Here is a 26,987-nt window from a genome sequence, read left to right as displayed (position 1 = left end):
ATGGGTTAATCAGTCGCACCTTCGGCATAGGCAGCCGGACGTTTCGCGTTCGCTTTCGCCGCGCCAAATCCCTTACCATCCGATCCGGGATACCCCGAATCCAGGCTTGACCAGACGGAATTATCGTATGACCGCCGAGGTCGGGTCCATGATGCCGGGGGGCGGTGTCACGGACGCCCTGTTCCGCTCCATCTTCGACAGCGCGTCGGTCGGCATGGTCGTGGCCGCGCCGGACGGACGCATTCTGGCCGCCAATCCCACCTTCGCCCACGGTCTGGGTTACCGGCCGGCGGACATGGCCGGGCGGCATCTGGCCGACGTCACCCACCCGGAGGACTGGGCGTGGGAAAGCCTGCGCTTCGGCCGGGTGATGCGGGGCGAAGCGGCGCCGGACCCCTTCGAGAAGCGATTCCTGCGCGCCGACGGCGGGGTGATGCGCGCCGCCATGCGGCCGTCCTGCCTGCTCGGCCCCGACGGACGGGTGCAGGCGCTGGCCATGGTGATCGAGGACGTGACGACCGCCCGCGCCGCCGACGAGGAGCTTCAGCGTAGCGAGGCGCGCAACCGCGCCATCGTGGAACAGGCGGTCGAAACCATCCTGACCGTGGACGCCCGCGGCGTCATCCTGGCCGCCAACCAGGCGGCGGAACAGCTTCTCGGCTACGATCCGGATGAGCTGACCGGCCGGCACATCACCATCCTGATGCCGCCGGAGGAGGCCGCGCAGCACGGTGCCTACATGCGCCGCTACAAAGAGACGGGGGTGCGGCAGGTCATCGGCGTCGGGCGGGAGGTGACCGCCCTCCGGCGGGACGGCACCGCCATGGTCGTCTGGCTGTCCCTGTCGGAGATCGACCTGCCGGGATTCCACGTCTTCGTCGCGATGCTGCGCGACCTCAGCGCCTTCAAGGCCGCCGAGCAGGCGCTGATCGAGGCCAAGGAGGCGGCGGAGCTGGCCAACCGCGCCAAGACCGCCTTCCTCGCCAACATGAGCCACGAGCTGCGCACCCCGCTGAACGGCATCCTGGGCTTCGCCGACGTGATCCACCAGCAGATGCTGGGGTCGCTGGAAAACCCCATGTACGTCAACTTCGCGGCGGAGATCAAACGGTCGGGCGAGCTGCTTCTCGCCAACATCAACGACCTGTTGGAGATGGCCACCATCGAGGCCGGTCAGGTCGGTCTGGAGGAGGCGCTCTGCGACTTCCGCGACGTGGTGGTGTCCTGCGTCCGTCTGGTCGCCAAGCGGGCGGAGCGCGGCAAGCTGCACGTCGAGGCCGACATCGCCAGCGAGCTGCCGCCCCTGCTCGCCGACCCGCGGGCGCTGAAGCAGGTGCTGCTGCATCTCCTGTCCAACGCCATCAAGTTCACGCCGGAAGGCGGGCGCATCGGCGTGTCGGCCCGCGTGGATTCCGCGGGCGCCCTGGTGGCCGAGGTGTTCGACAGCGGCGTGGGCATTCCGGAGGACCGTCTGGAAACCGTCTTCCAGCCCTTCTTCCAGGGCGATTCCTCGCTGGCCCGCCGGTTCGAGGGGATCGGGCTCGGCCTGTCCATCGCCAAGTCCCTGGTGGAGCGGCATGGCGGCCGGCTGGAAATCCGCTCGCTGGAGGGGACCGGCACGTCGGTGGTCATCCACCTGCCGAAGGAACGCTTCCTGGCCGACTGGTGAGCGGGCTGGTGAGCGGGCGCGCCTACCCCGCCCGCGAATAGGCGGCGGCGGCCGCGACCTGCGCACCGGTCGGGCGCACCCCGGTGTAGAGCACGAACTGCTCCAGCGCCTGCAACGCGATGACCTCCGCCCCGGTGATGACGGGCTTGCCGGCGGCGCGCGCGGCGCGGATCAGCGGCGTTTCCGCGGGCATCGCCACCACGTCGAACACCCAGGCGGCGGACCCGATCAGCGCCGGGTCGAAGGCCAGCGCCTCCGCGTCGGGGCCGTTGGCCATGCCGAGCGGCGTCACGTTGACCAGCAGGCCCGGGGTGAGGCCGGTGGTGTCGGCTTGCCAGCGCAGGCCGTACTCGTCGGCCAGCCGGCGCCCGGTCTCTTCGTTGCGGGCGACCACCGTGCCGTCGGCGAAGCCGGCGTCGCGCAGCGCGCACAGCACCGCCCGCGCCATTCCGCCGCTGCCCCGCAGCGCGAAGGACAGGTCCCGCGGGACGGCGTGGCTGTCGACCAGGGAACGCACCGCCCGGTAGTCGGTGTTGTGGCCGGTCAGCCGCCCGCCGTCGTTGACGATGGTGTTGACCGATTGCAGCCCCGCCGCCGACGGGTCCAGCGCGTCGAGGAAGGGGATGCAGGCCTCCTTGAAGGGCATGGACACGCCGCAGCCGCGGATGCCCAGCGCCCGGATGCCGGCGACGGCTGCCGGCAGGTCGTCGGTCGTGAAGGCCTTGTAGAGGAAGTTCAGGCCGAGCGCTTCGTACAGGTGGTTGTGGAAGCGTGTCCCGATGTTGCCGGGCCGCCCCGACAAGGAGATGCAGAGCTGCGTGTCCTTGTCGACGGCGTGCGGCATGAGGGTTCGGCCTTACAGAATGAACTTCGACAAATCGGCGTTCTTGGCGAGGCCGCCGACCTGGGCGCGGACGGTCTCCGCGTCGATGGTCACGGTCTGGCCGGCCTTGTCGCTGGCGGTGAAGCTGATGTCCTCCAGCAGCCGTTCCAGGACGGTGTGCAGGCGCCGCGCCCCAATGTTCTCCACCGTCGCGTTGATTTCGGTGGCGAGGCGGGCCAGCTCGTCGATGGCGTCGTCGGTGAAGACGAGATCGACCTCCTCGGTCTTCAGCAGCGCCTTGTACTGCTTGATCAGGCTGGCTTCCGGCTCGGTCAGGATGCGGCGGAAATCCTCCTGCTCCAGCGCCTTCAGCTCGACGCGGATCGGCAGGCGGCCCTGCAGCTCCGGCAGCAGGTCCGACGGCTTGGACAGGTGGAAGGCGCCCGAGGCGATGAACAGGATGTGGTCGGTCTTCACCGCGCCATGCTTGGTGCTGACGGTCGTGCCTTCGATCAGCGGCAGCAGGTCGCGCTGCACGCCCTCGCGGCTGACGTCGGCCCCACCCTTGTAGTCGGAGCGGGCGGAGATCTTGTCGATCTCGTCCAGGAAGACGATGCCGTTCTGCTCCACCGCCTGGATCGCTTCCGAAACGACCTTTTCCTGGTCGAGCAGCTTGTCCGACTCTTCCGCCATCAGGACGGTGTAGCTCTCGGCGACGGACATGCGCCGGGACTTGGTGCGTCCGCCCAGCGCCTTGCCGAAAATGTCGTTCAGGTTGAGCATGCCCATCTGGGCGCCTGGCATGCCGGGGATGTCGAAGGTCGGCAGGCCGCCGGCGGTGTCGGCCACCTGGATTTCGATCTCGCGGTCGTTCAGCGTGCCCTCGCGCAGCATCTTGCGGAACTTCTGCCGCGTCTCCGGGCTGGCGTTCTCGCCGCACAGCGCGTCGACCACACGCTCCTCGGCGCGCAGCTCAGCCTTGGCGGCGACCTCCTTGCGCAGCCGCTCCTTGGTCAGGCCGATGGCGGCCTCCACCAGATCGCGGACGATCTGCTCGACGTCGCGGCCGACATAGCCGACCTCGGTGAACTTGGTCGCCTCGACCTTCAGAAAGGGCGCCTGCGCCAGCTTCGCCAAGCGGCGGGCGATCTCCGTCTTGCCGACGCCGGTCGGGCCGATCATCAGGATGTTCTTGGGCAGAACCTCCTCGCGCAGCCCCTCGGGGAGCTGCTGGCGGCGCCAGCGGTTGCGCAGCGCGATGGCGACCGCGCGCTTGGCCTCGTGCTGGCCGACGATGTAGCGGTCGAGTTCGGAGACGATCTCGCGCGGGCTGAAGGCGGCGGTGGCGGCGGCGATGCTGGGGGCAGTCATGGTGGCGGACCCGGTCTGAGGGTTAGAGCTTTTCGAGCGTGACGTTCTCGTTGGTGTAGACGCAGATGCCGGCGGCGATCTTCATCGCCTTGCGGGCCACGGCCTCCGCATCCAGACCATCGATGTCGACCAGCGCGCGCGCCGCCGACAGGGCGTAGGCGCCGCCGGAGCCGATGCCGATGAGGCCGTCCTCCGGCTCCAGCACGTCGCCGTTGCCGGTCAGGATCAGGCTGACGTTGCGGTCGGCCACGGCCATCATGGCCTCCAGCCGGCGCAGGTAGCGGTCGGTGCGCCAGTCCTTGGCCATCTCCACACAGGCGCGCAGCAGCTGGCCGGGGTGCTTCTCCAGCTTGGTCTCCAGCCGCTCGAACAGGGTCAGCGCGTCGGCGGTGGCGCCGGCGAAGCCGCCCATCACCGTGCCGCCGGCGAGCCAGCGCACCTTGCGGGCGTTCGATTTCATGACCGTCTGGCCGACGGACACCTGGCCGTCGCCGGCAATGACCACCTGCCCGTTCTTGCGGACCGAGAGGATGGTGGTGCCGTGCCACTGGATGGGATCGTGGGAAGTCATCGGGACCGTATTCGAAGAAAGAAACGCCCGTGCCCGAACGGCCCGGCGCGACACCGGCCGACATAGGCACATCGGAACACGGGTCTATGTGGGGGGACGGCGGTTCCCGTCAAGTCTGGCGTCATGGGCCGGTATCCCACGGGACGGAATTGGGCCATGGGACGGAATCGACCGGGGAGCGAGCTGCGTCACCTCCACCCCCAGGCGGGCCAGCGCCTCCATCACCGGGACGAAGACGGACAGGCCGTGCGCGCCACTTGGCAGCGGGCTCGGACGGGCGACGCCCAGCAGGTTGCCCGCCTCGTCCACCAGTGGGTCGCCCGGCGCCGCGTCCGGCCCGGTCAGGTCGGCCTGGAGCAGCGTCGCCTCCACCCCCGGCGCCGCTTGCGGATCGGCGCGCCGGGCCGCCAGAATGCCGGATGCCGTGTCGTCGCCCCGCTCCAGGACCGCCGTCACCGGCTCGCTGACCGCCGGGTCATCAAGCCGCAGCGGCGCCGCGCGCAGCCGGGCCGGCACGCGGACCAGGGCGATCCCGCCGGACCGGTCCCTCGCCATCACCGTGCCGTCCAGCGACACCCCACGGGACGGCGCGACGGTGACGGTCGCGTCCAGCCCGGCGTCGAGCGTCAGCACGAGGGACTGGCCGTCCAGCTCCCCCAACACGATCCCCCGGCCCTTGCGCTCCTCCGGCCCGACGCGCACGGTGGCGGCGGACACGCGGGCGGTGGGATCGTCGGCGTAGCCCTGGAGCGGGTCGGCGATGCGCAGAAGCAGGGTCGGGGGTCGGGTTTCCTCCAGGAAAGGAGCCGGTCCGGCGGAGGCGCCGCCGGGATCGACCGTTACAGTTCCGACCGCCGCGGTTGACACCACAGACGGCCCAGTTGACACATCCGGGGCGGCACTTGACACTCCCGCCACCCCACTTGACACTACCGGGCCCGCACTTGACGCTCCCGGAGGGGCGGTTGACACTCCTCCCCGGCCACTTGACACTATGGCGGGGCCACTTGACGCTATCGCCCCGCCCCGCGACACCGCGGCGCGGAAGCCGGGGTCGGCGCCCAGCGCCTCCACCGCCGTGCCGAAGGCCTCCTCGATCAGCAGAACGTCGCCCTGCGGCACGCCGCTGTCCTTGCGGGCCACCCCGGTGGTGGTGACACGGTGGACGAGCCGCCCCGTCACGGCATCGTAGACCGCCCAGTCGACCCGCAGGCTGCCGACACCGGACACCCCCTCGCCCCCACCCGTCAGCCAGCTCCGGCGGCGGCACAGGTCGCTGTTCACCGCGCGCAGGTCGCCGCGCAGGACGAAGCGGGCGCGCTTGCGGTCGAATTCCACTTCGTAGTCGCTTCCCTGAACGCCCGCCACGTCGTAGCCGGCGTCGGCCAGAACCTCGGCGAAGCGCTCCTGAAAGGTGGAGTTCTCGTGCAGGCTGCGCCCGCTGGTCCAATAGACGTCCTCATAGGGCGGCCAGCACTCCAGCGCCCAGACATAGCGCCCCGTCACCATGCCCCGCCGCATCGAGCCCAGCGACAGGCCGTCGAAGCGGACCGGCTCCGTCGAGCCGCGGGCGACGGGTGGTGCCTTGCGGGTCTGCGGCAGCTCCCCACCCATGCAGGCGGCCAGCGCCAGCAGGGCGGCGAGGGACAGGAAAAGGCGTCCGGGCGTCGGCATGTCGGGTGGCATATTCCATTATGCGCGTTGAGCGTGCATATGAATATGCACACACACGCATTATGCGGCATCGCGACCGACGGTCATAGGCGTTTTCGGAGGCTGCGCCTCTGGCGCGCCCGCGCGCTTCCTGATAAAACCCGAACTCATGGACCAGAGCCTTGCCAATGGCGTCCGCCGCGCCTCGATCGAGCGGAACACCACCGAAACCCGGATCCGGGTCGCCGTGAATCTGGACGGCACCGGCGTCTATGACGTGAAGACCGGCGTCGGCTTCCTCGACCACATGCTGGAGCAGCTGTCGCGCCACAGCCTGATGGACCTGTCGGTGGCGGCGGAGGGCGACCTGCACATCGACGCCCACCACACGACCGAGGACAGCGGCATCGCCATCGGCCAGGCGGTGGCGAAGGCGCTGGGCGACCGCAAGGGCATCCAGCGCTACGGCCACGCCTACATCCCGATGGACGAGACGCTGACCCGCGTCGCGCTGGACTTCTCCAACCGGCCCTACCTGATCTGGAAGGTGTCCTTCAGCCGCGACAAGATCGGCGACATGGACACCGAGCTGTTCCGCGAGTGGTTCCAGGCCTTCGCCATGGCCGCGGGCGTGACGCTGCACGTCGAATGCCTCTATGGCGAGAACAACCACCACATCGTGGAAAGCTGCTACAAAGCGCTTGCCCGCGCGCTGCGGGCCGGGATCGAGATCGACCCGCGCAAGCGCGACGCCGTGCCCTCCACCAAGGGGACGCTGGGCGGTTCCCTCTGAAAAAACCGGCGGCTTCGACAAGGCCGGCGCTCTGTCACAAGGTCCTCGTTTCATGGAAACCGTTGCGCTGATCGATTACGGCTCCGGCAACCTGCGTTCCGCCGCCAAGGCTCTGGAACGCGCGGCGGCGGAGTGCCACGCCTCCTTCCAGGTCCTGGTGACCTCCGACGCCGACGCCGTGCGCAAGGCCGACCGCGTCGTCCTGCCGGGCGTCGGCGCCTTCGCCGACTGCAAGCGCGGCCTGTCGGAGGTCCCCGGCATGCTCGACGCGCTGGACGAGGTGGTGCACGGCAAGGGCCGTCCCTTCCTGGGCATCTGCGTCGGCATGCAGCTGATGGCGGAGCGCGGGCGCGAGTACGGCGTGACCGAGGGGCTGGGCTGGATCAAGGGCGAGGTGGTGAAGCTGGAGCCCGCCGACCCGACGCTGAAGATTCCGCACATGGGCTGGAACGAGCTGGACATCCGCCGGGAGCATCCGCTGCTGGCCGGCCTGCCGGAGCGGGCGCACGCCTATTTCGTCCACTCCTACCGCTTCGCCGTGGAGCGGCCGGAGGATGTGATCGCCAGCGCCGATTACGGCGGACCCTTCGCCGCGGTGGTCGGGCGCGACAATCTGGTCGGCACCCAGTTCCACCCGGAAAAGAGCCAGGAGACCGGTCTCGCCCTGGTCGCCAACTTCCTGACCTGGCGGGTCTGACCATGACCGACGTCACGGTCGAACGCATCGACGCGCTGAAGACGGGCGACCTGCACGACCTGTGCGACGCCGCCGACGACGCCGTCAAGGCCGGCGGCGGCTTCGGCTGGGTGGCGCCGCCCCCCCGCGAGATCATGGAACGCTACTGGAAGGGCGTTCTGGTGGTGCCGGAACGCATCCTGTTCGTCGGCCGGCTGGACGGCGTCATCGCCGGCTCCGCCCAGCTGGTGAAACCGGCCCGCAACAACGAGGCGCAGGCCCACGCCGCCACCCTGACCACCAGCTTCGTCGCCCCCTGGGCGCGCGGCCACGGGCTGGCCCGCCGCCTGACCGTGGCGGTCGAGGAGGAGGCGCGGGCGTCCGGCTTCCGCGTGCTGAACCTCGACGTGCGCGAGACGCAGACGGCGGCCATCGCGCTGTACGAGGATCTGGGCTTCCGCCGCTGGGGCACGCATCCCTTCTATGCGCTGGTGGACGGCAACAGACTGGCCGGACATTTCTATGTGAAAGACCTCACCCCCGACACGCTTCACGACACGCCATAGGACGAGACACCGCGATGATCATCTATCCCGCCATCGACCTCAAAGACGGTGCCTGCGTTCGGCTGCTGCGCGGCGAGATGAGCCAGGCGACCGTCTTCAACACCGAACCCGCCGACCAGGCCCGCCTGTTCGAAAGCCAGGGTTTCGAATGGCTGCATCTGGTCGATCTGAACGGCGCCTTCGAGGGCAAGCCGGTCAACGGCAAGGCGGTCGAGAGCATCCTGGGCGCCGTGACCATCCCGGTGCAGCTGGGCGGCGGCATCCGCGACCTGAAGACCATCGCCCACTGGCTTGAGAAGGGCGTCAGCCGGGTCATCCTCGGCACCGTCGCCCTGCGCGAGCCGGAACTGGTCCGCGAGGCCTGCCGGGAGTTCCCCGGTAAGGTCGCCGTCGGCATCGACGCGCGCGAGGGGTACGTGGCGGTCGCCGGCTGGGCCGAGACCTCGACCATCAAGGCGCTGGATCTGGCGCTGAAGTTCGAGGACAGCGGCGTCGCCGCGATCATCTACACCGACATCAACCGCGACGGCGCCATGGGCGGCGTGAACGTCGAGGCGACCTCCGACCTCGCCTTCCACCTGACCACCCCGGTGATCGCGTCGGGCGGCGTCTCTTCCATCGACGATCTGATCGCGCTGAAGAAGGAGGAGGACACCGGCATCCAGGGCGTCATCTGCGGCCGCGCGCTCTACGACGGGCGCATCGATCCGAAGACGGCGCTGGACCTGCTCTCCCCCGCTCCCGTCACCGGAAAGGCCGGCTGATGCTCAAGATGCGCGTCATCCCCTGCCTGGACGTCAAGGACGGGCGGGTCGTCAAGGGGGTCAACTTCGTCGATCTGATCGACGCCGGCGACCCCGTGGAGCAGGCCCGCGTCTATGACCGGGAGGGGGCGGACGAGCTGACCTTCCTCGACATCACGGCTAGCCACGAGAACCGCGACACCATCTACGACGTGGTGCGCCGCACCGCGGAGCAGGTGTTCATGCCGCTGACCGTCGGCGGCGGCGTGCGCACGGTCGAGGACATCCGCAAGCTTCTGCTGGCCGGCGCCGACAAGGTGTCGATCAACACCGCGGCCATCCACCGTCCGGAGTTCGTGCAGGAGGCGGCGGAGAAGTTCGGCGCCCAGTGCATCGTCGTCGCCATCGACGCCAAGCAGGTCGAGCCGGGCCGCTGGGAAATCTTCACCCACGGCGGGCGCAAGGCCACGGGCATCGACGCCATCGAGTGGGCCAAGCGCATGGAGTCCTACGGGGCCGGCGAGATCCTGCTGACCTCGATGGACCGCGACGGCACCAAGAGCGGCTTCGACCTCGCCTTGACCCGCAAGGTGGCCGATGGGCTGCGCATCCCGGTGATCGCCTCGGGCGGCGTCGGCACGCTGGACCATCTGGTGGAGGGCATCCGCGAGGGCCACGCCACGGCGGTTCTGGCGGCCTCCATCTTCCATTTCGGCACCTACACCATCGGGCAGGCCAAGGCGGCGCTGGCCGAGGCCGGCATTCCGGTGCGCCCGGCCCGGCCCGTGTCCTCCGCGGCGGAGGCGGCCCATGTCTGACGACAAGAAGGCCGTCAACGCCAAGGTTCTGGACCGGCTCTACGCCACCGTCCAGGCGCGCAAGGGCGCCGATCCGGAGACCTCCTACACCGCCAAGCTGTTCCACCGCGGCACCGCCAAGATCGCCCAGAAGGTCGGCGAGGAAGCGGTGGAGACGGTCATCGAGGCGGTGCGCGGCGACAAGGCGGCGATGGCCTCGGAATCGGCGGACCTGCTCTACCACCTGATGGTGCTGTGGGCCGACGCCGGGCTGGAGCCCGCCGAGGTGTGGGAGAAGCTGGCCCAGCGCGAGGGCACCAGCGGCATCGCCGAGAAGAAGGCGCGCAAGGTCTAAACCGATCAAGGCTCGACAAGATCAAGGCGGAAGGGGAAACGACGCGATGGCCAAGACCTACGATCCGAACAACGTCTTCGCCCGCATCCTGCGCGGCGAAATCCCGTGCAAGAAGGTCCTGGAGACCGAGCACGCGCTGGCCTTCCACGACATCAACCCGCAGGCCCCGACGCACATCCTGGTGATCCCGAAGGGCGCCTACGTCGACATGGACGATTTCAGCGCCCGCGCGACGGAGGCGGAGATCGCCGGCCTGTTCCGCGCGGTCGGCGAGGTTGCCCGCGGCGCCGGCGCCGCCGAGCCCGGTTACCGCATCCTGTCCAACTGCGGCGAGGACGCGAACCAGGAGGTTCTGCACCTGCACATCCACGTCTTCGCCGGCCGCCGTCTGGGCCCGATGATCACCAGGGGATGATGGCCAAAAGGGGGTAATGGAAGAGGGTTCGCTCTCCGATCCCGCCCGCTGATCCACGTGAAACATCGGGGCGCCAAGGGAAACCTTCGGCGCCCCATTGGTTTTCTTCATCCCTGGGCGCCGATCCGATGCTCTGCAAGGGTATCGGTTCCGCTCAGGGAGCGATGCGCCAATCCTTGGATATGTAGGTGTAGGGCGGCTGGATGTAGTGGAACACGCCGCCGGTCTTCACATGCGGGCTGAGCAGGCGGGTCAGGTTCAAGCCAATGCCGAGATAGAAATATTGGCTTCGATCGTCGCGGCTGGGGTTGGTGCTGTAATCCTCGTAGCCCCGCGCGTAGAAGCCGACATGGAACTCCAGATGCCGCAGCAGGGGGTCCTGGATGGCGTCGAATCCATCCGCCTTCACCGCGATCAGATATTTCAGCCGTCTGTAGTCGGTGAAGACGTCCGCCTGATATTTGTCGCCGCCGGAGAACGGGTTGTACTCGACCCTGAAATCAACCTTGCGGGCCAATTCCGGGTTGTCCCACAGGATGTAGCCGGCCACGGCTCCGACGGTGTTGAACAGCATGTCCTGATAGGAGAATCCGTAATCGTCGCTGAAGGCGTCACCGACCTCCACCAAGCCCATGATGCCCAGCGACGACAGCGCGCCGTACCGGGCGGAGTCCGTCTGGGTGAAGCCCCAACTCTGATATTGGCGGGCCAGCAGATGGCTGATCGCGTAACCGGTCCAGGCATGGCCGATCTTGTCGGCACCGCCTTCGGTCGTGCTGCGGCCGAACCAACCCTCATCCTGAAAGCGAGGGCCGCCGGTGCCCCAATCCCAGGACCATACACCCCACCCCAGGGCCAATATGCCGGTGCCGACGTTGAGGGCGAGCGCCTTGTCCTCCTTGCTCCATCCCTGGTCTTCCATCATGGAGGCGGAGGCGGGTCTGCCGGGCAGGAGCAACGCGGCGGCCAGGACCCCCGCGATCACCTGTCCGGTTACTCGGGCCGCCATCGCTCGGGCCGGGAGCATCATGCGGGATGAGCCCTCCTTCCGGTGGACACTTCCCGGCATGATGACGCTCAGACCCCCGCTCCGCCCGGGTTCTTCCGGATGTTGGACGTCCGGTTAGGACGCCGGCGCGACGGTCTTCGGCAGAAGGACGTAGTATTCGCCGGCGCTCTTCATCACGCCGGCCTTCGCCTCCGCCTCCGGCCCATGACCCCAGAAGACGTCGCCGCGGACCGGGCCGCGGATGGCTCCTCCGGTGTCCTGGGCGATCAGCAGGCGGCGCAGCCGCGTTCGGGCGTCCAGCGGGTCCTCGGCGTCCAGCCAGACCGGCACGCCGTAGGGCAGGAACTTGGAATCGACGGCGAGGCTGCGCCCAGGCGTCAGGGCGACGTTCTGGGCACCGTTCGGCCCCTCCCCCTTCAGCTCCTGGAAGAAGACGTAGGAAGGATTCTTGTTCATCAGCGCCGCCGCCTCGCCGGGGTTGGCCTGGAGCCAGGCGCGGATGGTCTGGAGCGACACCTCCTCGCGCTTCAGGGCGCCGCGGTCGATCAGCTCCCGCCCGATGGCGACGTATTTGTGGCCGTTCTGGGCGGCGTAGCCGACGCGCGTCTCGCTCCCGTCGGGGAAGCTGACGCGGCCCGATCCCTGGATGTGCAGGAAGAAGGTGGCGATGGGGTCCTGAAGCCAGACCAGTTCCAGCCCCTTGCCGCCCAGCGCCCCGGCTTCGATGGCCGCGCGGTCCTCGAAGGGCTTGAGCCGTCCCCCCGTCACCCGCCCGGCGATGCGCTCGCCTCGCCAGCGGTCGGCGAACTCGCCGAGATCAACCATCACCAGATCGGCGGGGCGCTTGTAGAGCGGCACCGGAAAGGCCGGGTCCGGCGACCGGCTGCCCTTCAGCTCGACCTCGTAATAGCCGGTGAAGAGGCCGCGCCGCTCGGCGTTGTTGGCCGCGGCGTAGGGGGTGAACCACGTCTCGAAATAGGCGCGCGCCGCCGCGTCGTCGCCGGGCGGCAGCTTGGCCAGCTCGGCGCAAGGACCCTGCCAGTCCGCCGCCCTGCCACCGACCCCGTCCGGGCCGATGGAGCGGTCGGCGGCCAGCGCCTTGACCTTCGCGCAGGAGCGCTGGAAGGCCGGGACGGCCTCCGCCACGCGGTCGGCGCTCCAGCCGGGCAGCGCCGCGAAGGCGACCGGGGTGAGGACCAGCTTTTCGGGCGGCGGGGGCGGCGGCGCCTTGGCCTCCTCCTCCTTCCGCTCGCAGCCAACGAGAAACGCCGCGGCAAGGACTGCCGCGGCGCTGAGACGAACAACCGAATGAGAGAGCATCAGAACCGATCGGTCATTGGGGGGTGCGGGTTTCGACGAGCGTCCAGTTCGGGTCGCCGGCGCGGGTGTTGCGGGCGAAGGTCCAGACATCCACGGCCTCGACCACGGCGTTGGGATCGCCGTCCACCACGGCACCGGCGCTGTTGCGCACGACGTTCATCTGCTCCGACACGAACTTCACGGTGACCAGCGCGGTGCGGCCGTCCATGCGGGCCTCCACCACGTCGGCGTCGGTGATCGTCTCGATGCGGGTCTCCAGCGTCTCGCCGGCCGACTGGCGCTCGCGCACCGCGCGGGCGAAGTTGTCGTAGACCTCGTCGGACAGCAGCGGGCGCAGCGTCGCCGTGTCGCCCTTGGCGAAGGCCTCCACGATCATCTGGAAGGCGCCGCGGGCGCCCTGCAGGAAATACTTCTCGTCGAAGCTGGGGTCGGCGGCCTTGATCTGCTCCAGCGCGGTGGCCAGCGACACCGGCTCGTCGGGCGACGGGGCGACGTTCGGCAGGGGCCGCTCGCGATTCGGCATCGCCACCACGTTGTCGGGCTGGTTGTTGGGGCGGGCCGTGAAGGGGTTCGGCCGCTGACGCTCCTCACCGGTGCGGCGGCCGAGCACGCTGCGCAGCCGGTACACGAGAAACGCCGCGATCATCGCGAAGATCAGGATCTCGACGAACACAAACCCATCTCCCATCATCCATCCTTCCGGGTGACTGAAGGCCGGCCCCGAAATCACCGGCCCCGCTTGATCCACTACTGGACCCTCCGGCGGGTGAGCATTAAGTGTACCGGAACGGTGCCGGGACCAAGTCCCAGCTCGCTCTCTCCGCCGAGGATTCCACCCGATGACCCGTGCCGGAGCTGTTCTTCCAACCAAAGATCGGGTGCGTACCCTGGTGTAGATAGGCCCTTGGGGTTGAAAGAGCAAGGACGGCCATGAATCCACTGTTGCTGTTGTTCCTTTTGCTGCCGATCGCGGAGATCGCCACCTTCATCGAGGTCGGCGACTGGATTGGCGGCGGTCCGACGGTCGGGCTGGTCATCCTGTCCGCCATTCTCGGGTCCGTGCTGATCCGTTGGCAGGGCCTGTCCGTGCTGAAGCGCGCGCAGCAGGCGGCGGAGCGCGGCGAAAGCCCGGTCGGCGCCGTGTTCGAGGGCTTCTGCGTCGTCGTCGCCGGCCTGCTGCTGATCATCCCCGGCTTCCTGACGGACATCGTCGGAATCCTGCTGTTCGTGCGCCCGATCCGCAACGCTCTGGGCCGCTGGCTGTTCGACCGTATGAAAGGCGCCGCCTCCTTCCAGATGCACGGCCGCATGGGCGGCCAAACAGGCAATCGGAGCTGGAGCGCCGGCGATCCGAACGGCCCTCACGGCGGACCGCCCAACCGCCCGCCGCCGGGCGTGATCGACGTCGAATACCAGGAGGTCGACCCCGACGGCGGCCGTCCGGGAAACGCCGGTCCGGCGGACCGCGACGGGCCGGACGACACACCCAAGCTCGGTGACTCCCGCTGGGCGCCGCCCGGCTCGCCCTACCGCAACGACCGCGGGTGAAACACGCCGGTTTCACTTTGTGGAGCCAGCAATTCCGTGCTAGCCAGCGGGTCTTGAAGACCTTTCCATCGTGAAGCCGCCCCGCGGCCAGGAGTTGTCCATGTCCGATCAGCAGATCAACGGTCAAGATCAGGAAGCCGCCTCGTCGCTGCCGATGCATGTGCTGGCGCAGTATGTGAAGGACCTGTCCTTCGAGAACCCCAACGCCCCGCAGAGCCTGCTGCCCGGCCAGCCGCAGCCGCAGGTCAACATCGGCGTGGACGTGCAGGTTCAGCCGATGGGCGAGGACGTCTACGAGGTCGTGCTCAAGCTGCATTGCGAGGCCAAGCAGGCCGAGGCGACCGCCTTCCTGGTCGAGGTCGCCTATGGCGGCCTGTTCCAGCTTCCGGGCCTGCCGCAGGAGCATCACCGCCCGGTGCTGCTGATCGAGGCGCCGCGGATGCTGTTCCCCTTCGCCCGCGCCATCGTGGCCGGCTGCACCCAGGACGGCGGCTTCCCGCCGCTGATGATCAACCCGATCGACTTCGTCGACCTGTACCGCCGCCAGACCGCCGGCCAGCAGGGCCAGGCCGAAGAGGCGCCGCAATCGCCGTTCTGATGCCGCCGTTCTGATATCCCGGTTCTGATCCGGGCCATCGGCTTCGGACAAACAAAAAGGCGGGAGGCTCCACCGGGGCCTCCCGCCTTTTTTCGTGCTTCCCCCGCCCTTGAACCGGACGGGGGAGAGACAATCGCCGACTACTGATTCATGGACTCGAAGAATTCCGAGTTCGACTTGGTGTGCTTCAGCTTGTCGACCAGGAAGTCCACCGCGTCGGTCACGCCCATCGGCATCAGGATGCGGCGCAGGATCCACATCTTCGAGATGGTGCCCTTGTCGACCAGCAGCTCCTCCTTGCGGGTGCCCGACTTGGAGATGTCGATGGCCGGGAAGGTGCGCTTGTCGGAGAGCTTGCGGTCCAGCACGATCTCGGAGTTGCCGGTGCCCTTGAACTCTTCGAAGATCACCTCGTCCATGCGGCTGCCGGTGTCGATCAGCGCGGTCGCAATGATGGTCAGCGAACCGCCCTCCTCGATGTTGCGGGCCGCACCGAAGAAGCGCTTCGGGCGCTGCAGCGCGTTGGCGTCGACACCGCCGGTCAGCACCTTGCCCGAAGAGGGAACGACGGTGTTGTAGGCGCGGGCCAGACGGGTGATGGAGTCCAGCAGGATGACCACGTCGCGCTTGTGCTCGACCAGCCGCTTGGCCTTCTCGATGACCATTTCGGCGACCTGGACGTGGCGGGTCGCCGGCTCGTCGAAGGTGGAGCTGATGACCTCGCCCTGCACGGAGCGGGCCATGTCGGTCACCTCTTCCGGGCGCTCGTCGATCAGCAGGACGATCAGATAGGCTTCTGGGTGGTTGGTCGCGATGGAATGGGCGATGTTCTGCAGCATCACCGTCTTGCCGGTGCGCGGTGGGGCGACGATCAGCCCGCGCTGGCCCTTGCCCAGCGGCGCCACGAGGTCGATGATGCGGCCCGTGTAGTTCTTCTTGGTCGGGTCGTCGACTTCCATGCGCAGCCGCTCTTCCGGATAGAGCGGGGTCAGGTTGTCGAAGTTGATGCGGTGGCGGACCTTGTCCGGCGCATCGAAGTTGATCGTGTTGACCTTGAGAAGGGCGAAGTAGCGCTCGCCGTCCTTGGGCGCGCGGATCTGGCCTTCGACCGTGTCGCCGGTGCGCAGGCTGAAGCGGCGCACCTGGCTGGGGCTGACATAGATGTCGTCAGGGCCGGGAAGATAGTTGGCCTCCGGCGAGCGCAGGAACCCGAAACCGTCCTGAAGAACCTCGAGCACGCCGTCGCCATAGATCGGGACATCGTTTTCCGCCAGCTGCTTGAGGATGGCGAACATCATGTCCTGCTTGCGCAGCGTGCTGGCGTTCTCGATCTGCAGTTCCTCGGCGAACGCCAGCAGTTCGGCGGGGCTCTTGCACTTCAGCTCTTGGAGATGCATGGGGGTGCCTTAAGGGAATCGGTCATGCGAGGGGGAGTGCCAGAGGTCCCGGGCCGGCGCAGGGTGCGTCGGTTGAGCGTCGGACGGCGCTGAAGGCGGGGAATGCCTGTCGGACGTCGCGCCCAGATCGTTGGGGAGGGACGAAACGGCGGATGTGGGATGGGTGCCCGCGAGGCTTGCCGCCCCGTGGTGGGAAAGATGGTTAGCGGAACGCCGTCTGCAAGTCAAATGAAAGCGAATTCTTGGAAACGGGGTGGATTCTTGCGCATCTTCGTCCGGGTCATGATGCCGCATCCCCTGTTATCCAGGCCACCGGGGCACGACCTGGACGTTTAGGACAGAAACGGTTTGGTTGACATCATGAGCCCGCATGACCGTTCCGGACCCGGAACCATCGTTGCTCCCGAAGCCTCCGCCAACCCCCTGCCCTGGCACGCCCAGCCCCCGGACCAGGCCGTGGCCGCGCTGGACAGCCCCGACGACGGGCTGACGCCCGAGGAAGCGGCGGAGCGCCTGGACCGACACGGCCCAAACCGGCTGACCCCACCGCCCCGCCGATCGGCGCTGATGCGCTTCCTGGCGCAATTCGACAATCTGCTGATCTACGTGCTGATCGGCGCGGGAGTCGTCACGGTCCTGCTGGGCGAGTTCGTGGACGCGGCGGTGATCGCCGGCGTCGTTCTGATCAACGCGGCCATCGGCTATGTCCAGGAAGGCAAGGCGGAGCAGGCGCTGGACGCCATCCGCAGCATGCTGTCGCCGCAGGCGGTGGTTCTGCGCGGGGGTCATCAGGTCACCGTGCCGGCGGAGGATCTGGTGCCCGGCGACCGTGTCCTTCTGGCCTCGGGCGACAAGGTGCCGGCGGATCTGCGGCTGGTCCGCGTCAAGGGCCTGCGCGTGCAGGAGGCGGCGCTGACCGGGGAATCCGTGCCGATCGCCAAGAGCGCCGACGCGGTGGCCGTGGACGCTCCCCTGGCGGAGCGCGGGGGCATGGCCTATTCCGGCACGCTGGTGGTCCAGGGACAGGCCATGGGCGTCGTGGTGGCCACGGGGGACAAGACGGAGCTGGGCCGCATCGGCACGCTCCTGGCGGGCGTGGAGGAGCTGACCACGCCGCTGCTTGCCCAGATGGCCGTCTTCGGGCGCTGGCTGACCATCGGCATCCTGGCGCTGACCGCGCTGACCTTCCTCTACGGTTCCCTGGTCCAGGGGGAGCCCTGGCCGGACATGGTCATGGCCGCGGTCGGTCTGGCGGTGGCGGCGATTCCGGAGGGGATGCCGGCGGTGATGACGATCACGCTGGCCATCGGCGTCACCCGCATGGCCCGGCGCAACGCCATCATCCGCCGCCTGCCGGCGGTGGAGACGCTGGGCTCGGTCGGGATCATCTGCTCCGACAAGACCGGCACGCTGACCCGCAACGAGCTGGTCGTGCAGACCGTGGTGACCGTGGCGGGCGACTGCGCGGTGACCGGCACCGGCTACCGCCCCGAAGGCGAGTTCCGCCGCGACGGCGCGGCCCTGGACCCCGCCGCCGATCCCGTGCTGACCGAGCTGGCCCGCGCCGCCCTGCTGTGCAACGACGCGGAGCTTCAGCGCGGCGAGGATGACGGGGATGGCAGCGGCGGCTGGACGGTGGCCGGCGACCCGACCGACGGCGCCCTGCTGGCGCTGGGCATGAAGGCCGGGCTGGACGTACGGGAAGAGGCCGCCCGCCGCCCGCGCACCGACGTCATCCCCTTCGAATCCGAACACAAGTACATGGCCACCCTGCACCACGACCATGAGGGGCACGGGCTGCTGTACGTCAAGGGCGCGCCGGAGCGCGTGCTGTCCATGTGCGCGCACGTACGGGCCGCGGACGGCGGCAACGCACCACTCGACGCCGGCCATTGGCTGGCGCGGGTGGAGGATCTGGCGGCGCGCGGCCAGCGCGTCCTGGCGCTCGCCTGGCGGCCCGCCCGGACCGGCCAGACCGTGCTGGACATGGACGACGTGCGGGAGGGGCTGACCCTGCTCGGCCTGTGCGGCTTCATCGACCCGGCGCGCGAGGAGGCGGTGGTGGCGGTGGCCGAGTGCCAGGCGGCCGGAATCCGGGTGAAGATGATCACGGGCGACCACGCCGGCACCGCCCAGGCCATCGGACGGCAGTTCAACCTGTCGGGCGACGCGGTGTCCGGGACCGAATTGGACCGGCTGGACGACGCGGCGCTGGTCGCCGTGGCGCGCGACGCCGACGTCTTCGCCCGCACCACGCCGGAGCACAAGCTGCGCCTCGTCCGCGCCCTTCAGACGGCCGGCCACACGGTCGCCATGACCGGCGACGGGGTGAACGACGCCCCCGCCCTGAAGCGCGCCGACGTCGGCGTCGCCATGGGCTGCAAGGGCACGGAGGCCGCGAAGGAGGCCGCCAGCATGGTGCTGGCCGACGACAACTTCGCCTCCATCGCCCACGCCGTGGAGGAAGGGCGGACCGTCTACGACAATCTGCGCAAGACGATCCTGTTCATGCTGCCGACCAACGGCGCCCAGGCTCTGGTGATCCTTGTCGCCGTGCTGGCCGGCTACACGCTGCCGATCACCCCGGTTCAGATTCTGTGGGTCAACATGGTGACGGCGGTGACGCTGGGCCTGGCGCTCGCCTTCGAGCCGCCGGAGGCCGCGGTGATGAAGCGCCCGCCCCGCCCCCAGGACGAACCGATCCTGCCCGGTTTCCTGATCGGGCGCATGGTGCTGGTGATGGTGCTCCTGGTCGCCACCAGCTTCGGATTCTTCCTGTTGCACGAGGGGCACGGCGACCCGACGCCGGTCGCCCGCACCATGGCCGTCAACGCGCTGGTGATGGGGGAAATCTTCTTCCTGCTGAACGCCCGGGCGGTCACCGCCTCGGTGCTGAACCGGCGGGGGCTGTTCGGCAGCCGCCCGGTGTGGATCTCCATCGGGCTGATGCTGGTCTTCCAGCTCGCCTTCACCTACGCCCCGCCCCTGCAGAGCCTGTTCGGCACGGCGGCGGTGGACTGGACCCAGTGGGTGGCCATGACGGCGGCCGGTCTGGCGATCTTCCTGGCGGTGGAGGCGGAGAAGGCGCTCACCCGTTCATTGTATAAATAGAATATGAAACCATATCAGATAATTTATATATCTATATTAATACCTGTAGTAGTCTCAATCTTCTTTTTGATATATCCTTTTGCCAAAGATTTTATTATTTCTATTGTAAAACCACCAGCTAGCTTTACGCCATTTTTTGTTTTACCCCATATCTCTGGGTCTCTAATAGTATCTAATAGGTCATGACCTTCATACGTTATCCTTTTAGGAAGCCATAAATATCCGCTACTCGATGATAAGTTTATAGCCTCAATCAAACCTTTTTCATGCATCAGTTGTATGTTATATGAAACCTGATCTTGATCCACATCAGGTAAAATTTTTGTCATCCAAGTTCTAACGTCATGATCGCTTTGCTCAATAGATAGAAGTATATTACGAATAATATCCATATCGCGCTTCATTTTTACCTCCATTATTTATAGTTTGTCGTCAGAACGGCTTCACGATCACGAAGATGACGATGCCGATCATCAGCAGGGTCGGCGCCTCGTTCCACATGCGGAAGAAGCGCTGCGGGCGGGTGTTGCGGTCCGCCTCGAAGTCCTTCCGCCAGCGCGCCATCATCATGTGCGTGCCGGTCAGGGCCAGGACGAACAGCAGCTTGGCGTGCAGCCAGCCCTGCTTCATCCAGGCCGGCTCCATCACGATCATCGCGATTCCGAACAGGTAGGCCGCACCCATCGCCGGATTCATGATGGCGCGCAGCAGACGGCGTTCCATCACCTTGAACCGCTCCGAGGATTCGGAGCCCGGCGCCGTCTCGCAATGATAGACGAACAGCCGCGGCAGATAGAGAAGCCCGGCCATCCAGGCGATGATGCTGATGACGTGCAGAGCCTTGACCCAGAGATAAAGCACTGGATTCCCCTTCCCTTCCCGTTGCGCGCTTTTTAACCCACCGGTGCCTCAGCCGCGGTTCGGCCAGTCCTTGATCAGACGGGCCAGCTCGGCGACGTGGTCCGGCGGCGTGGTCTGGATCACGCCGTGGCCCAGGTTGAAGACGAAGGGCCTGCCGGCGAGCGTCTCCAGAATCTCCGACGCGGCGGTGCGCAGGGCCTCGCCACCGGCGGCGAGCATGATCGGGTCGAGGTTGCCCTGCACCGGCAATCTGGATTGCAGATTCCCGGCCGCCCAAGCCACCGGGACGGTGGTGTCGAGCCCGACGGCATCCACCCCACTGTCCGTGACGTAAGCCTCATAGGAGAGGCCCGCACCGCGCGGGAAACCGATGACCGGAATCGCGGGGTGACGCGCCTTGATGAGATCCACGATCCGCCGCGTCGGCTCGATCACCCAGCGGCGGAATTCGCTGGCCGGCAGGACGCCCGCCCAGCTGTCGAAGAGCTGCACGACCTCGGCCCCGGCCTCGATCTGGGTGCACAGGTAATCGGCGGTCACCTCGACCAGCAGATCCATCAGCGCGCCGAACCCGGCGGGATCGCCGTAGGCCCAGCGCTTGACATGCGCGTACTCCTTGGACCCCGCCCCTTCGACCATGTAGCAGGCGATGGTCCAGGGCGCGCCGGCAAAGCCGATCAGCGTCGTGTGCGCCGGAATCGCGCTGGAGAGGCGGCGGACGGTCTCGTAGACCGGCTCCAGCCGCTCGTGGAAGCGGTCGCGGGACAGGCGCTTGAGGTCTTCCACGCTTCTCACAGGGTCCAGCTTCGGCCCCTCGCCCTCCAGGAAGGCCAGCGGCTGGCCCAGGGCATGCGGCACCACCAGGATGTCGGAGAACAGAATCGCGGCGTCCATGTCGTAGCGGCGCAGCGGCTGCAGGGTCACCTCCACCGCGTGATCCGGGTTGTAGCACATGTCGAGGAAGCTGCCGGCCTTGGCGCGCAATTCCCGATATTCCGGCAGGTAACGGCCGGCCTGGCGCATGAGCCAGAAAGGCGGGCGCGGGCGCACCTCGCCGGCGAGGGCGGCGAGCATCGGCTTGGCAATCTTGGTCACGGCCTCGGACACGGCGGATCGTTCCCCTATGAGTGAATCGGGTCTGCGGGTTGTCTCCCCTCTACTCAGTATTCTTTTTAAGGAGAGAAAGGAAGAAGGGGTGGTGGGTGCCTGTGGAAAACGGGAATCCCCGCTTTGCGCGGAATCGTCCACAGGCCGGACGGTGCGCTGTGGACGAAAATCGGATTCTGTGGACGACTCCGGACGCTTTCGCCGGAAACGGCGGAAATGCTATACCGCGAAGCCTGGGAATCCCGTGGATAACATGGTCCGCGGGAGTCATTGTACCCATGTTCCGGAGAGGGCGCGCGGATTGTCCCGAAGGGGGCGCCAGCGGGGGCGACGAGTCCCGCCCGGAGGGACAGAATCCAGGAGATCCCCGTTGTCCACAGATTCGGACGGGTTCTCCACAACACGTTGGGGACGGATGAGACAGTTCCACCTGCATCTTGTGTCGGACGCGACCGGCGAGACGATCAACAGCGTCGCCCGCGCCTGCGTCATCCAGTTCGACGATGTTCGCCCGGTCGAGCATTTCTGGAATCTCGTGCGGACCGAGCGTCAGCTCGACATGGTTCTGGAGGGCGTCCAGGAGAATCGCGGCCTCGTCATGTTCACGCTGGTGGACGAGAAGCTGCGCCGCCGCCTCCAGGACTTCTGTCGTGAGGTGCAGGTCCCCTGCATCCCGGTGCTCGACCCGCTGATCAACGCGCTGGCCGCCTTCCTCGGCGTGGAATCGCAGCGCCAGCCCGGCCGCCAGCACGCCTTGGACGCCGAGTATTTCGGGCGCATGGACGCGATGGACTTCGCGCTGGCGCACGACGACGGCCAGTCGAGCTGGGACCTGCACGAGGCCGACGTGATCCTGATGGGCGTGTCGCGCACGTCGAAGACGCCGACCTGCATCTATCTGGCGAACCGCGGCATCAAGGCGGCGAACATCCCGATCGTCCCCGGTTGCCCGATGCCGCCGGAGATCGAGAAGCTGACCCGGCCGCTGGTCGTCGGCCTGACCAAGGATCCGGACCGTCTGGTGCAGATCCGCCGCAACCGGCTGAAGCTGTTGAACCAGAACGAGTCCTCCACCTACGTCGATCCCGAGGTGGTGCGCGCCGAGGTCACCGACGCCCGGCGCATGTTCACCCGGCGCGGCTGGCCGGTGATCGACGTGTCGCGCCGCTCCATCGAGGAGACGGCGGCGGAGATCATGATGCTGCTCGCCCGCCGCCAGACCGGCGGCCTGCCCGGCCTTCCGCCCGAAGGATCGATCACGTGAGCAGAGCGGTTCCGGCGGTCGTCCTCGCTTCCGGCTCCCGCACCCGGGCGGAGATGCTGGAGCGCGCCGGGGTGCGCGTCACGCTTGCGCCCGCCGCGGTGGACGAGGAGGAGATCAAGCTGGCCGCCCGCGCCGAGGGAGCCCCGGTCGAGGATGTGGCCGAGGCGCTGGCCGAGCTGAAGGCGCAGCGCGTCACCCGCAAGCACCCCGGCGCTCTGGTGATCGGCGCCGACCAGATGCTGGAGTGCGAGGGCCGCTGGTTCGACAAGCCGGCCGACCGCGCGGCCGCGCGGACCCAGCTTCAGGACTTGCGCGGCAGGACGCACCGGCTGGTGAGCTGCGCCGTGGTGATCCGCGACGGCGAGCGGCTGTGGCACCATGTGGACCGCGCCCGCCTGACCATGCGCCCGTTCAGCGACGCCTTTCTGGAGTCCTACCTGAACGCGGCGGGGGACGACGTGCTGGGGTCGGTCGGCGCCTATCACCTCGAAGGGTTGGGCGCGCAGCTGTTCCACCGGGTGGACGGCGACTTCTTCACGATCCTCGGGCTGCCGCTGCTGCCGCTGCTCGGGTTCCTGCGGGTGCATGGGGTGATTGCGGAATGACGATCAGCGGCAAGGCGAAGCTGGCCGGGGTGATGGGCTGGCCGATCGGCCATTCGCGTTCGCCCCGGCTTCACGGCTACTGGCTGGAGCAGTACGGCATCGATGGCGCCTATGTGCCGCTGGCGGTGCCTCCCGACCGGATTGAGCAGGCCATCCGCGCCCTGCCCGCGCTCGGCTTCCGCGGCTGCAACGTCACGGTTCCGCACAAGGAGGCCGCCTATCGCACGGTCGACCGGCTGGACGCCACCGCCAAGCGGATGGGCGCCGTCAACACCATCGTGGTCGGCGAGGACGGGTCGCTCGAAGGCCGCAACACCGACGGCTTCGGTTTCATCGAGAACCTGAAGAGCGGCGCACCGGGCTGGAAGGCATCGGACGGGCCGGCGCTGGTCATCGGGGCCGGCGGCGCGGCGCGGGCCGTCGTCGCCTCCCTGCTCGATGAAGGGGCGCCGCGGGTCTGGCTGGTCAACCGCACACGGGCGCGGGCGGACGAGCTGGCCGCCGACATCGGCAACAGCGATGGGGTCGGCGCCATCAAGACCGCCGATTGGGTTTCACGTGAAACGCTTCTCGAAGGGGCGGCGCTGGTGGTGAACACGACGACCCAGGGCATGGCGGGCCAGCCGCCGCTGGAGCTGGACCTGCGCGCCCTGCCCGGTTCGGCCGTCGTCACCGACATCGTCTACACGCCCCTGATGACCCCGCTGCTGACCGCGGCGCAGGCCCGCGGCAACCGCGTGGTGGACGGCGTCGGCATGCTGCTCCATCAGGCCCGCCCCGGCTTCGCCGCTTGGTTCGGCCGCGAGCCGGAGGTGACCGAGGGGCTGAAGGCGGCCGTTCTCCAGGGCTGAGGGTCGCGCGATGATCGTCTTGGGACTGACCGGCTCCATCGGCATGGGCAAGAGCACGGCGGCGCGCATGCTGAAGCGCATGGGCGCGCCGGTCTGCGACAGCGACGCCGTGGTGCACGGCCTGCTGGGGCGCCACGGCGCGGCGGTGCCGGCCATTGAAGCCGCTTTCCCCGGCGTGGTCGTGGATGGTGCCGTGGACCGGCGGGCGCTGGGCGCCGCGGTCTTCGGCAATCCGGCGGCGCTGAAGCGGCTGGAGGCGATCCTCCATCCGGCGGTGCAGGCGGCACAGCGGCGCTTCCTTCGCCAAGCGGCGCGCCGCCGCGTCCGCGTGGCGGTGCTGGACATCCCCCTGCTGTTCGAAACGGGCGGGGAGCGCAAGGTGGACCGCACGGTGGTGGTCACCGCCCCCTTCCTGGTGCAGAAGTCACGGGTTCTGGCGCGGCCGGGCATGACGCCGGACAAGTTCGCCGCTATTCTGGCCCGGCAGATGCCCGACGCGGAGAAACGTCGGCGCGCCGACCATGTCGTCAACACCGGCGACGGACGGCGGGCCACCCGGCGGGCGCTGCGCAACATCCTCGCCGACGTGAAGCGGCGCCGCGGCCGGCAATGGCCGCCGCGGGGATACCAGCCCGGACAGGTGGTTCATGCGTGAGATCGTCCTCGATACGGAAACGACCGGCTTCAAGCCCGAGGAAGGGCACCGGCTGATCGAAATCGGCTGCGTCGAGCTGCACAACCACGTCGCCACCGGCAAGACCTTCCACTGCTACGTCAACCCGGAGCGCGACGTGCCGCCGGACGCGGTGGCAGTGCACGGGCTGACGACGGAGTTCCTGTCGGACAAGCCGCTGTTCAACGACGTGGTGGCGGAGTTCGTGGCTTTCATCGGCGACGCGCCGCTGGTGATCCACAACGCGGCCTTCGACATGCACTTCCTGAACTGGGAGATGCGGATCGCCGGCTATCCGGTGATGCCGAAGGACCGGGCCATCGACACGCTGCTGATGGCGCGGCAGAAATTCCCCGGCGCGCCGGCCACCCTGGACGCGCTCTGCAAACGCTTCGGCGTCGACAATTCCAGCCGCACCTACCACGGCGCGCTTCTCGACGCCCAGCTTCTGGCCGAGGTGTATCTGGAGCTGCGCGGCGGGCGGCAGGCCGGTCTGGCGCTGGCCTCCGGCCCGGCGGCAGGCGGTCCCGCGGCGATCCGCATCGACCGCCCCTACCGCGCCCCCCGCGCCCACGCGCCGAGCGAGGAGGAGTTGGCGGCCCATGCGGAGCTTCTCAAGAAGCTGAAGAACCCGCTCTGGGCCACGGAGTGAGCTGTTCCCTCTCCCGACCCGGAAGAGGGAGTTTGAAGCTTACGGCAGCAGCACCGTGGAGCCGGTCGTCGCGCGGGACTCAAGCGCTCGGTGAGCCTCCGCCGCGTCGCGCAGCGCGAAGGTCTGGCCGACGTTGATGGTCACCCCGCCGGAATGCACCACCTCGAACAGGTCGGCGGCGCTGGCCATCAGGTCGTCGCGCTTGGCGACGTAGCTGAACAGGGTCGGGCGCGTGACGTAGAGCGAGCCCTTAGCCGCCAGGACCTGAAGGTCAAGCGGCGGTACCGGCCCGGACGCCGCGCCGAACAGCACCATGAAGCCGCGGGGACGCAGGCAGTCCAGGCTGTCCATAAAGGTTGTCTTGCCGACGCCGTCATAGACCACCGGCACGCCCTGCCCGTCCGTTAGGTCCTTCACCCGGTTCACGAAGTTGTCGCGCGTGTAGACGATGGGATGGTCGCAGCCGGCGGCGCGGGCCAGCTCCGCCTTCTCGTCGCTGCTGACCGTGCCGATCACGGTGGCGCCCAGATGCTTCGCCCACTGGCAGAGGATCTGGCCGACACCGCCCGCGGCGGCCTGGACCAGGATGGTGTCGCCCGGCTGCACCGCGTAGGTGGAGCGCAGGAGGAACTGCGCGGTCATGCCCTGGAGCAGCATGGCGGCGGCCTGCCGGTCCTCGATCCAGCTCGGCAGCGGGATCAGCCGGTCGGCGGGGGCGAGGCGGGATTCGGCGTAGGCGCCGATCAGCGGCGCGTAGCCGACCCGGTCGCCGGGCTTCAGCGTCGTCACGTCCGGCCCCACGGCCTCGACCACGCCGGCGCCCTCGGTCCCGATGATGGCGGGAAGCTGCGGCAGCTTGTAGGCGCCGGAGCGGTGATAGGTGTCGATGTAGTTCAGCCCGACCGCGGTCTGGCGCAGCCGCACCTGACCGGGGCCCGGGTCGCCCACCTCGATCTCGTCCCAGCGCAACGCCTCGGGTCCGCCGTAGTCGTGGATGCGGATCGCGTGAACCATGGTGGTCGGTCCCTTCCCTTTTTATAGAAGCTGAAGCTCCAGCGTATCGCCGGCCTGTTCCGCTGTCACCCGGTACCGCCGCTCGTGGCGGAGCAGCCAATCCTTGGTCCGCAAGCCGCCCAGGCCGGAATAGCCGCCGGGCGCCCCGCCGCCCCCGACGATGCGGTGACAGGGGATGATCACCGGGATCGGGTTGGCCCCGCAGGCTCCACCCACGGCCCGCGGCGCCGTATCCAGCATCCGCGCGACGTCGCCGTAGGTCAGGACGCCGCCGTAGGGGATGGCCTGCATGGCCGCCCAGACCTTTTGCCGGAAGGCCGTCCCGCGGGGGGACAGCGGCAGGTCGAAATCCAACCGCGTCCCGGCGAAATAGTCGCGGAGCTGGTGTGCCGCCTCCTCCAGCACAGGGTCCGGCCGGTCGTCGCCCAGCCGTCCCCAGTCGAGCGCCACGATGGCGCCGGCGGCGCTGGTCAGGGTCAGCAGGCCCAGCGGGCTGTCGATGGTCAGGCTGCCGATGGCCGCGTTGTTGAGGGTCTGCGCCACGA

At 68.2% G+C, this 26,987-nt stretch carries 29 protein-coding genes; 16 read left to right on the top strand and 13 right to left on the bottom strand.

The window, feature by feature from the left end; genetic code table 11:
* The first annotated feature begins 127 nt into the window (after positions 1-127).
* Positions 128-1,669: a PAS domain S-box protein gene (locus AC1DVI_RS00330; protein ID WP_476956334.1), complete on the top strand. Its 1,542-nt coding sequence runs from the start codon at positions 128-130 to the stop codon at positions 1,667-1,669.
* Positions 1,670-1,691: 22 nt separating this feature from the next.
* Here the strand turns inward: AC1DVI_RS00330 and AC1DVI_RS00325 are convergent, their stop codons facing one another.
* The 4 genes from AC1DVI_RS00325 to AC1DVI_RS00310 form a co-directional block, all read right to left on the bottom strand.
* A complete protein-coding gene (locus AC1DVI_RS00325) occupies positions 1,692-2,513 on the bottom strand; it encodes a shikimate 5-dehydrogenase (RefSeq protein WP_476956333.1) in 822 nt (273 codons plus the stop codon).
* Positions 2,514-2,525: 12 nt separating this feature from the next.
* Positions 2,526-3,863: an ATP-dependent protease ATPase subunit HslU gene (gene hslU / locus AC1DVI_RS00320; RefSeq protein WP_145701542.1), complete on the bottom strand. Its 1,338-nt coding sequence runs from the start codon at positions 3,861-3,863 to the stop codon at positions 2,526-2,528.
* A 22-nt stretch (positions 3,864-3,885) separates the two neighbouring features.
* Entirely contained in the window at positions 3,886-4,434 is a 549-nt protein-coding gene (hslV, locus tag AC1DVI_RS00315; RefSeq protein WP_094301402.1) for an ATP-dependent protease subunit HslV, read from the bottom strand.
* Positions 4,435-4,518: 84 nt separating this feature from the next.
* Complete coding sequence (locus AC1DVI_RS00310) at positions 4,519-6,108, bottom strand: serine protease (protein WP_476956332.1); 1,590 nt, start codon at positions 6,106-6,108, stop codon at positions 4,519-4,521.
* A gap of 148 nt (positions 6,109-6,256) precedes the next feature.
* Between AC1DVI_RS00310 and hisB the strand changes: the two genes are divergently transcribed.
* The 7 genes from hisB to AC1DVI_RS00275 are packed head-to-tail and all read left to right on the top strand — an operon-like array spanning position 6,257 to position 10,432.
* Positions 6,257-6,880, top strand: coding sequence for an imidazoleglycerol-phosphate dehydratase HisB (hisB, locus tag AC1DVI_RS00305; RefSeq protein WP_038530232.1), 624 nt, complete (start codon positions 6,257-6,259; stop codon positions 6,878-6,880).
* 52 nt (positions 6,881-6,932) lie between these two features.
* Entirely contained in the window at positions 6,933-7,577 is a 645-nt protein-coding gene (hisH, locus tag AC1DVI_RS00300; RefSeq protein ID WP_476956331.1) for an imidazole glycerol phosphate synthase subunit HisH, read from the top strand.
* A gap of 2 nt (positions 7,578-7,579) precedes the next feature.
* Complete coding sequence (locus tag AC1DVI_RS00295) at positions 7,580-8,122, top strand: N-acetyltransferase family protein (RefSeq protein ID WP_476956330.1); 543 nt, start codon at positions 7,580-7,582, stop codon at positions 8,120-8,122.
* A gap of 14 nt (positions 8,123-8,136) precedes the next feature.
* Positions 8,137-8,886: a 1-(5-phosphoribosyl)-5-[(5-phosphoribosylamino)methylideneamino]imidazole-4-carboxamide isomerase gene (hisA, locus tag AC1DVI_RS00290; RefSeq protein ID WP_476956329.1), complete on the top strand. Its 750-nt coding sequence runs from the start codon at positions 8,137-8,139 to the stop codon at positions 8,884-8,886.
* Entirely contained in the window at positions 8,886-9,683 is a 798-nt protein-coding gene (gene hisF, locus AC1DVI_RS00285; protein ID WP_149165389.1) for an imidazole glycerol phosphate synthase subunit HisF, read from the top strand. The genes hisA and hisF overlap by 1 nt, the downstream gene beginning before the upstream one ends.
* The gene (locus AC1DVI_RS00280; protein WP_476956328.1) at positions 9,676-10,017 is read left to right on the top strand and encodes a phosphoribosyl-ATP diphosphatase; all 342 of its coding nucleotides are present in this window, start codon (positions 9,676-9,678) and stop codon (positions 10,015-10,017) included. The genes hisF and AC1DVI_RS00280 overlap by 8 nt, the downstream gene beginning before the upstream one ends.
* A 46-nt stretch (positions 10,018-10,063) precedes the next feature.
* Positions 10,064-10,432, top strand: a complete 369-nt coding sequence (locus AC1DVI_RS00275) for a histidine triad nucleotide-binding protein (RefSeq protein WP_476956327.1) — start codon at positions 10,064-10,066, stop codon at positions 10,430-10,432.
* 154 nt (positions 10,433-10,586) lie between these two features.
* Here the strand turns inward: AC1DVI_RS00275 and AC1DVI_RS00270 are convergent, their stop codons facing one another.
* The 3 genes from AC1DVI_RS00270 to AC1DVI_RS00260 all read right to left on the bottom strand — a co-directional run bounded on the left by AC1DVI_RS00270 (position 10,587) and on the right by AC1DVI_RS00260 (position 13,449).
* On the bottom strand, positions 10,587-11,462 hold the full coding sequence (locus tag AC1DVI_RS00270; RefSeq protein WP_476956326.1) for a DUF2279 domain-containing protein: 876 nt from the start codon (positions 11,460-11,462) through the stop codon (positions 10,587-10,589).
* Between the two features lie 93 nt (positions 11,463-11,555).
* Entirely contained in the window at positions 11,556-12,761 is a 1,206-nt protein-coding gene (mltA, locus tag AC1DVI_RS00265; protein WP_476956325.1) for a murein transglycosylase A, read from the bottom strand.
* Between the two features lie 13 nt (positions 12,762-12,774).
* Complete coding sequence (locus AC1DVI_RS00260) at positions 12,775-13,449, bottom strand: Tim44/TimA family putative adaptor protein (protein ID WP_476956324.1); 675 nt, start codon at positions 13,447-13,449, stop codon at positions 12,775-12,777.
* 242 nt (positions 13,450-13,691) lie between these two features.
* Between AC1DVI_RS00260 and AC1DVI_RS00255 the strand changes: the two genes are divergently transcribed.
* A complete protein-coding gene (locus AC1DVI_RS00255; RefSeq protein ID WP_476956323.1) occupies positions 13,692-14,309 on the top strand; it encodes an FxsA family protein in 618 nt (205 codons plus the stop codon).
* 100 nt (positions 14,310-14,409) lie between these two features.
* Complete coding sequence (secB, locus tag AC1DVI_RS00250) at positions 14,410-14,907, top strand: protein-export chaperone SecB (protein WP_149165396.1); 498 nt, start codon at positions 14,410-14,412, stop codon at positions 14,905-14,907.
* A 140-nt stretch (positions 14,908-15,047) separates the two neighbouring features.
* On the opposite strand, the gene rho is transcribed toward secB, so the two are convergent.
* Positions 15,048-16,304 (bottom strand): transcription termination factor Rho, encoded by a 1,257-nt coding sequence (rho, locus tag AC1DVI_RS00245; RefSeq protein ID WP_145623162.1) that lies wholly within the window; start codon positions 16,302-16,304, stop codon positions 15,048-15,050.
* 360 nt (positions 16,305-16,664) lie between these two features.
* Here rho and AC1DVI_RS00240 point away from each other — a divergent pair, with 360 nt between their 5' ends.
* Complete coding sequence (locus tag AC1DVI_RS00240; RefSeq protein WP_476956322.1) at positions 16,665-19,415, top strand: cation-transporting P-type ATPase; 2,751 nt, start codon at positions 16,665-16,667, stop codon at positions 19,413-19,415.
* Positions 19,416-19,438: 23 nt separating this feature from the next.
* Here AC1DVI_RS00240 and AC1DVI_RS00235 read toward each other — a convergent pair whose 3' ends face one another.
* The 3 genes from AC1DVI_RS00235 to hemE are packed head-to-tail and all read right to left on the bottom strand — an operon-like array spanning position 19,439 to position 21,350.
* A complete protein-coding gene (locus AC1DVI_RS00235) occupies positions 19,439-19,819 on the bottom strand; it encodes a DUF2513 domain-containing protein (protein WP_476956321.1) in 381 nt (126 codons plus the stop codon).
* A 28-nt stretch (positions 19,820-19,847) separates the two neighbouring features.
* Positions 19,848-20,276, bottom strand: a complete 429-nt coding sequence (gene hemJ, locus AC1DVI_RS00230; protein WP_038530217.1) for a protoporphyrinogen oxidase HemJ — start codon at positions 20,274-20,276, stop codon at positions 19,848-19,850.
* Between the two features lie 48 nt (positions 20,277-20,324).
* Positions 20,325-21,350, bottom strand: coding sequence for a uroporphyrinogen decarboxylase (hemE, locus tag AC1DVI_RS00225; RefSeq protein WP_476956506.1), 1,026 nt, complete (start codon positions 21,348-21,350; stop codon positions 20,325-20,327).
* Positions 21,351-21,798: 448 nt separating this feature from the next.
* Between hemE and AC1DVI_RS00220 the strand changes: the two genes are divergently transcribed.
* From AC1DVI_RS00220 to dnaQ, 5 genes are read left to right on the top strand one after another with little or no spacing between them, the layout of a single operon-like run.
* Complete coding sequence (locus AC1DVI_RS00220) at positions 21,799-22,647, top strand: pyruvate, water dikinase regulatory protein (RefSeq protein ID WP_038530215.1); 849 nt, start codon at positions 21,799-21,801, stop codon at positions 22,645-22,647.
* Positions 22,644-23,252 carry a Maf family protein gene (locus AC1DVI_RS00215; protein ID WP_476956320.1) on the top strand — a complete coding sequence of 203 codons (609 nt, stop codon included), beginning with the start codon at positions 22,644-22,646 and terminating at the stop codon, positions 23,250-23,252. The genes AC1DVI_RS00220 and AC1DVI_RS00215 overlap by 4 nt, the downstream gene beginning before the upstream one ends.
* Positions 23,249-24,103: a shikimate dehydrogenase gene (locus AC1DVI_RS00210; RefSeq protein WP_476956319.1), complete on the top strand. Its 855-nt coding sequence runs from the start codon at positions 23,249-23,251 to the stop codon at positions 24,101-24,103. Before AC1DVI_RS00215 ends, AC1DVI_RS00210 begins: the two co-directional genes overlap by 4 nt.
* A 10-nt stretch (positions 24,104-24,113) precedes the next feature.
* Positions 24,114-24,758, top strand: coding sequence for a dephospho-CoA kinase (gene coaE / locus AC1DVI_RS00205; protein ID WP_476956318.1), 645 nt, complete (start codon positions 24,114-24,116; stop codon positions 24,756-24,758).
* Positions 24,751-25,428, top strand: coding sequence for a DNA polymerase III subunit epsilon (gene dnaQ, locus AC1DVI_RS00200; protein WP_476956317.1), 678 nt, complete (start codon positions 24,751-24,753; stop codon positions 25,426-25,428). Before coaE ends, dnaQ begins: the two co-directional genes overlap by 8 nt.
* Positions 25,429-25,467: 39 nt before the next feature.
* On the opposite strand, the gene AC1DVI_RS00195 is transcribed toward dnaQ, so the two are convergent.
* Together AC1DVI_RS00195 and AC1DVI_RS00190 are read right to left on the bottom strand one after the other, a co-directional pair.
* Positions 25,468-26,442 (bottom strand): quinone oxidoreductase family protein, encoded by a 975-nt coding sequence (locus tag AC1DVI_RS00195; protein ID WP_476956316.1) that lies wholly within the window; start codon positions 26,440-26,442, stop codon positions 25,468-25,470.
* A 21-nt stretch (positions 26,443-26,463) separates the two neighbouring features.
* Entirely contained in the window at positions 26,464-26,985 is a 522-nt protein-coding gene (locus AC1DVI_RS00190) for a methylated-DNA--[protein]-cysteine S-methyltransferase (RefSeq protein ID WP_476956315.1), read from the bottom strand.
* Between the last annotated feature and the right edge of the window lie 2 nt (positions 26,986-26,987).

It is taken from the genome of Azospirillum sp. P4_B5 (genome assembly GCF_056402275.1).
Note: the sequence above shows the minus strand (reverse complement) of the source record. Positions and strands in the feature narration are given on the sequence as shown.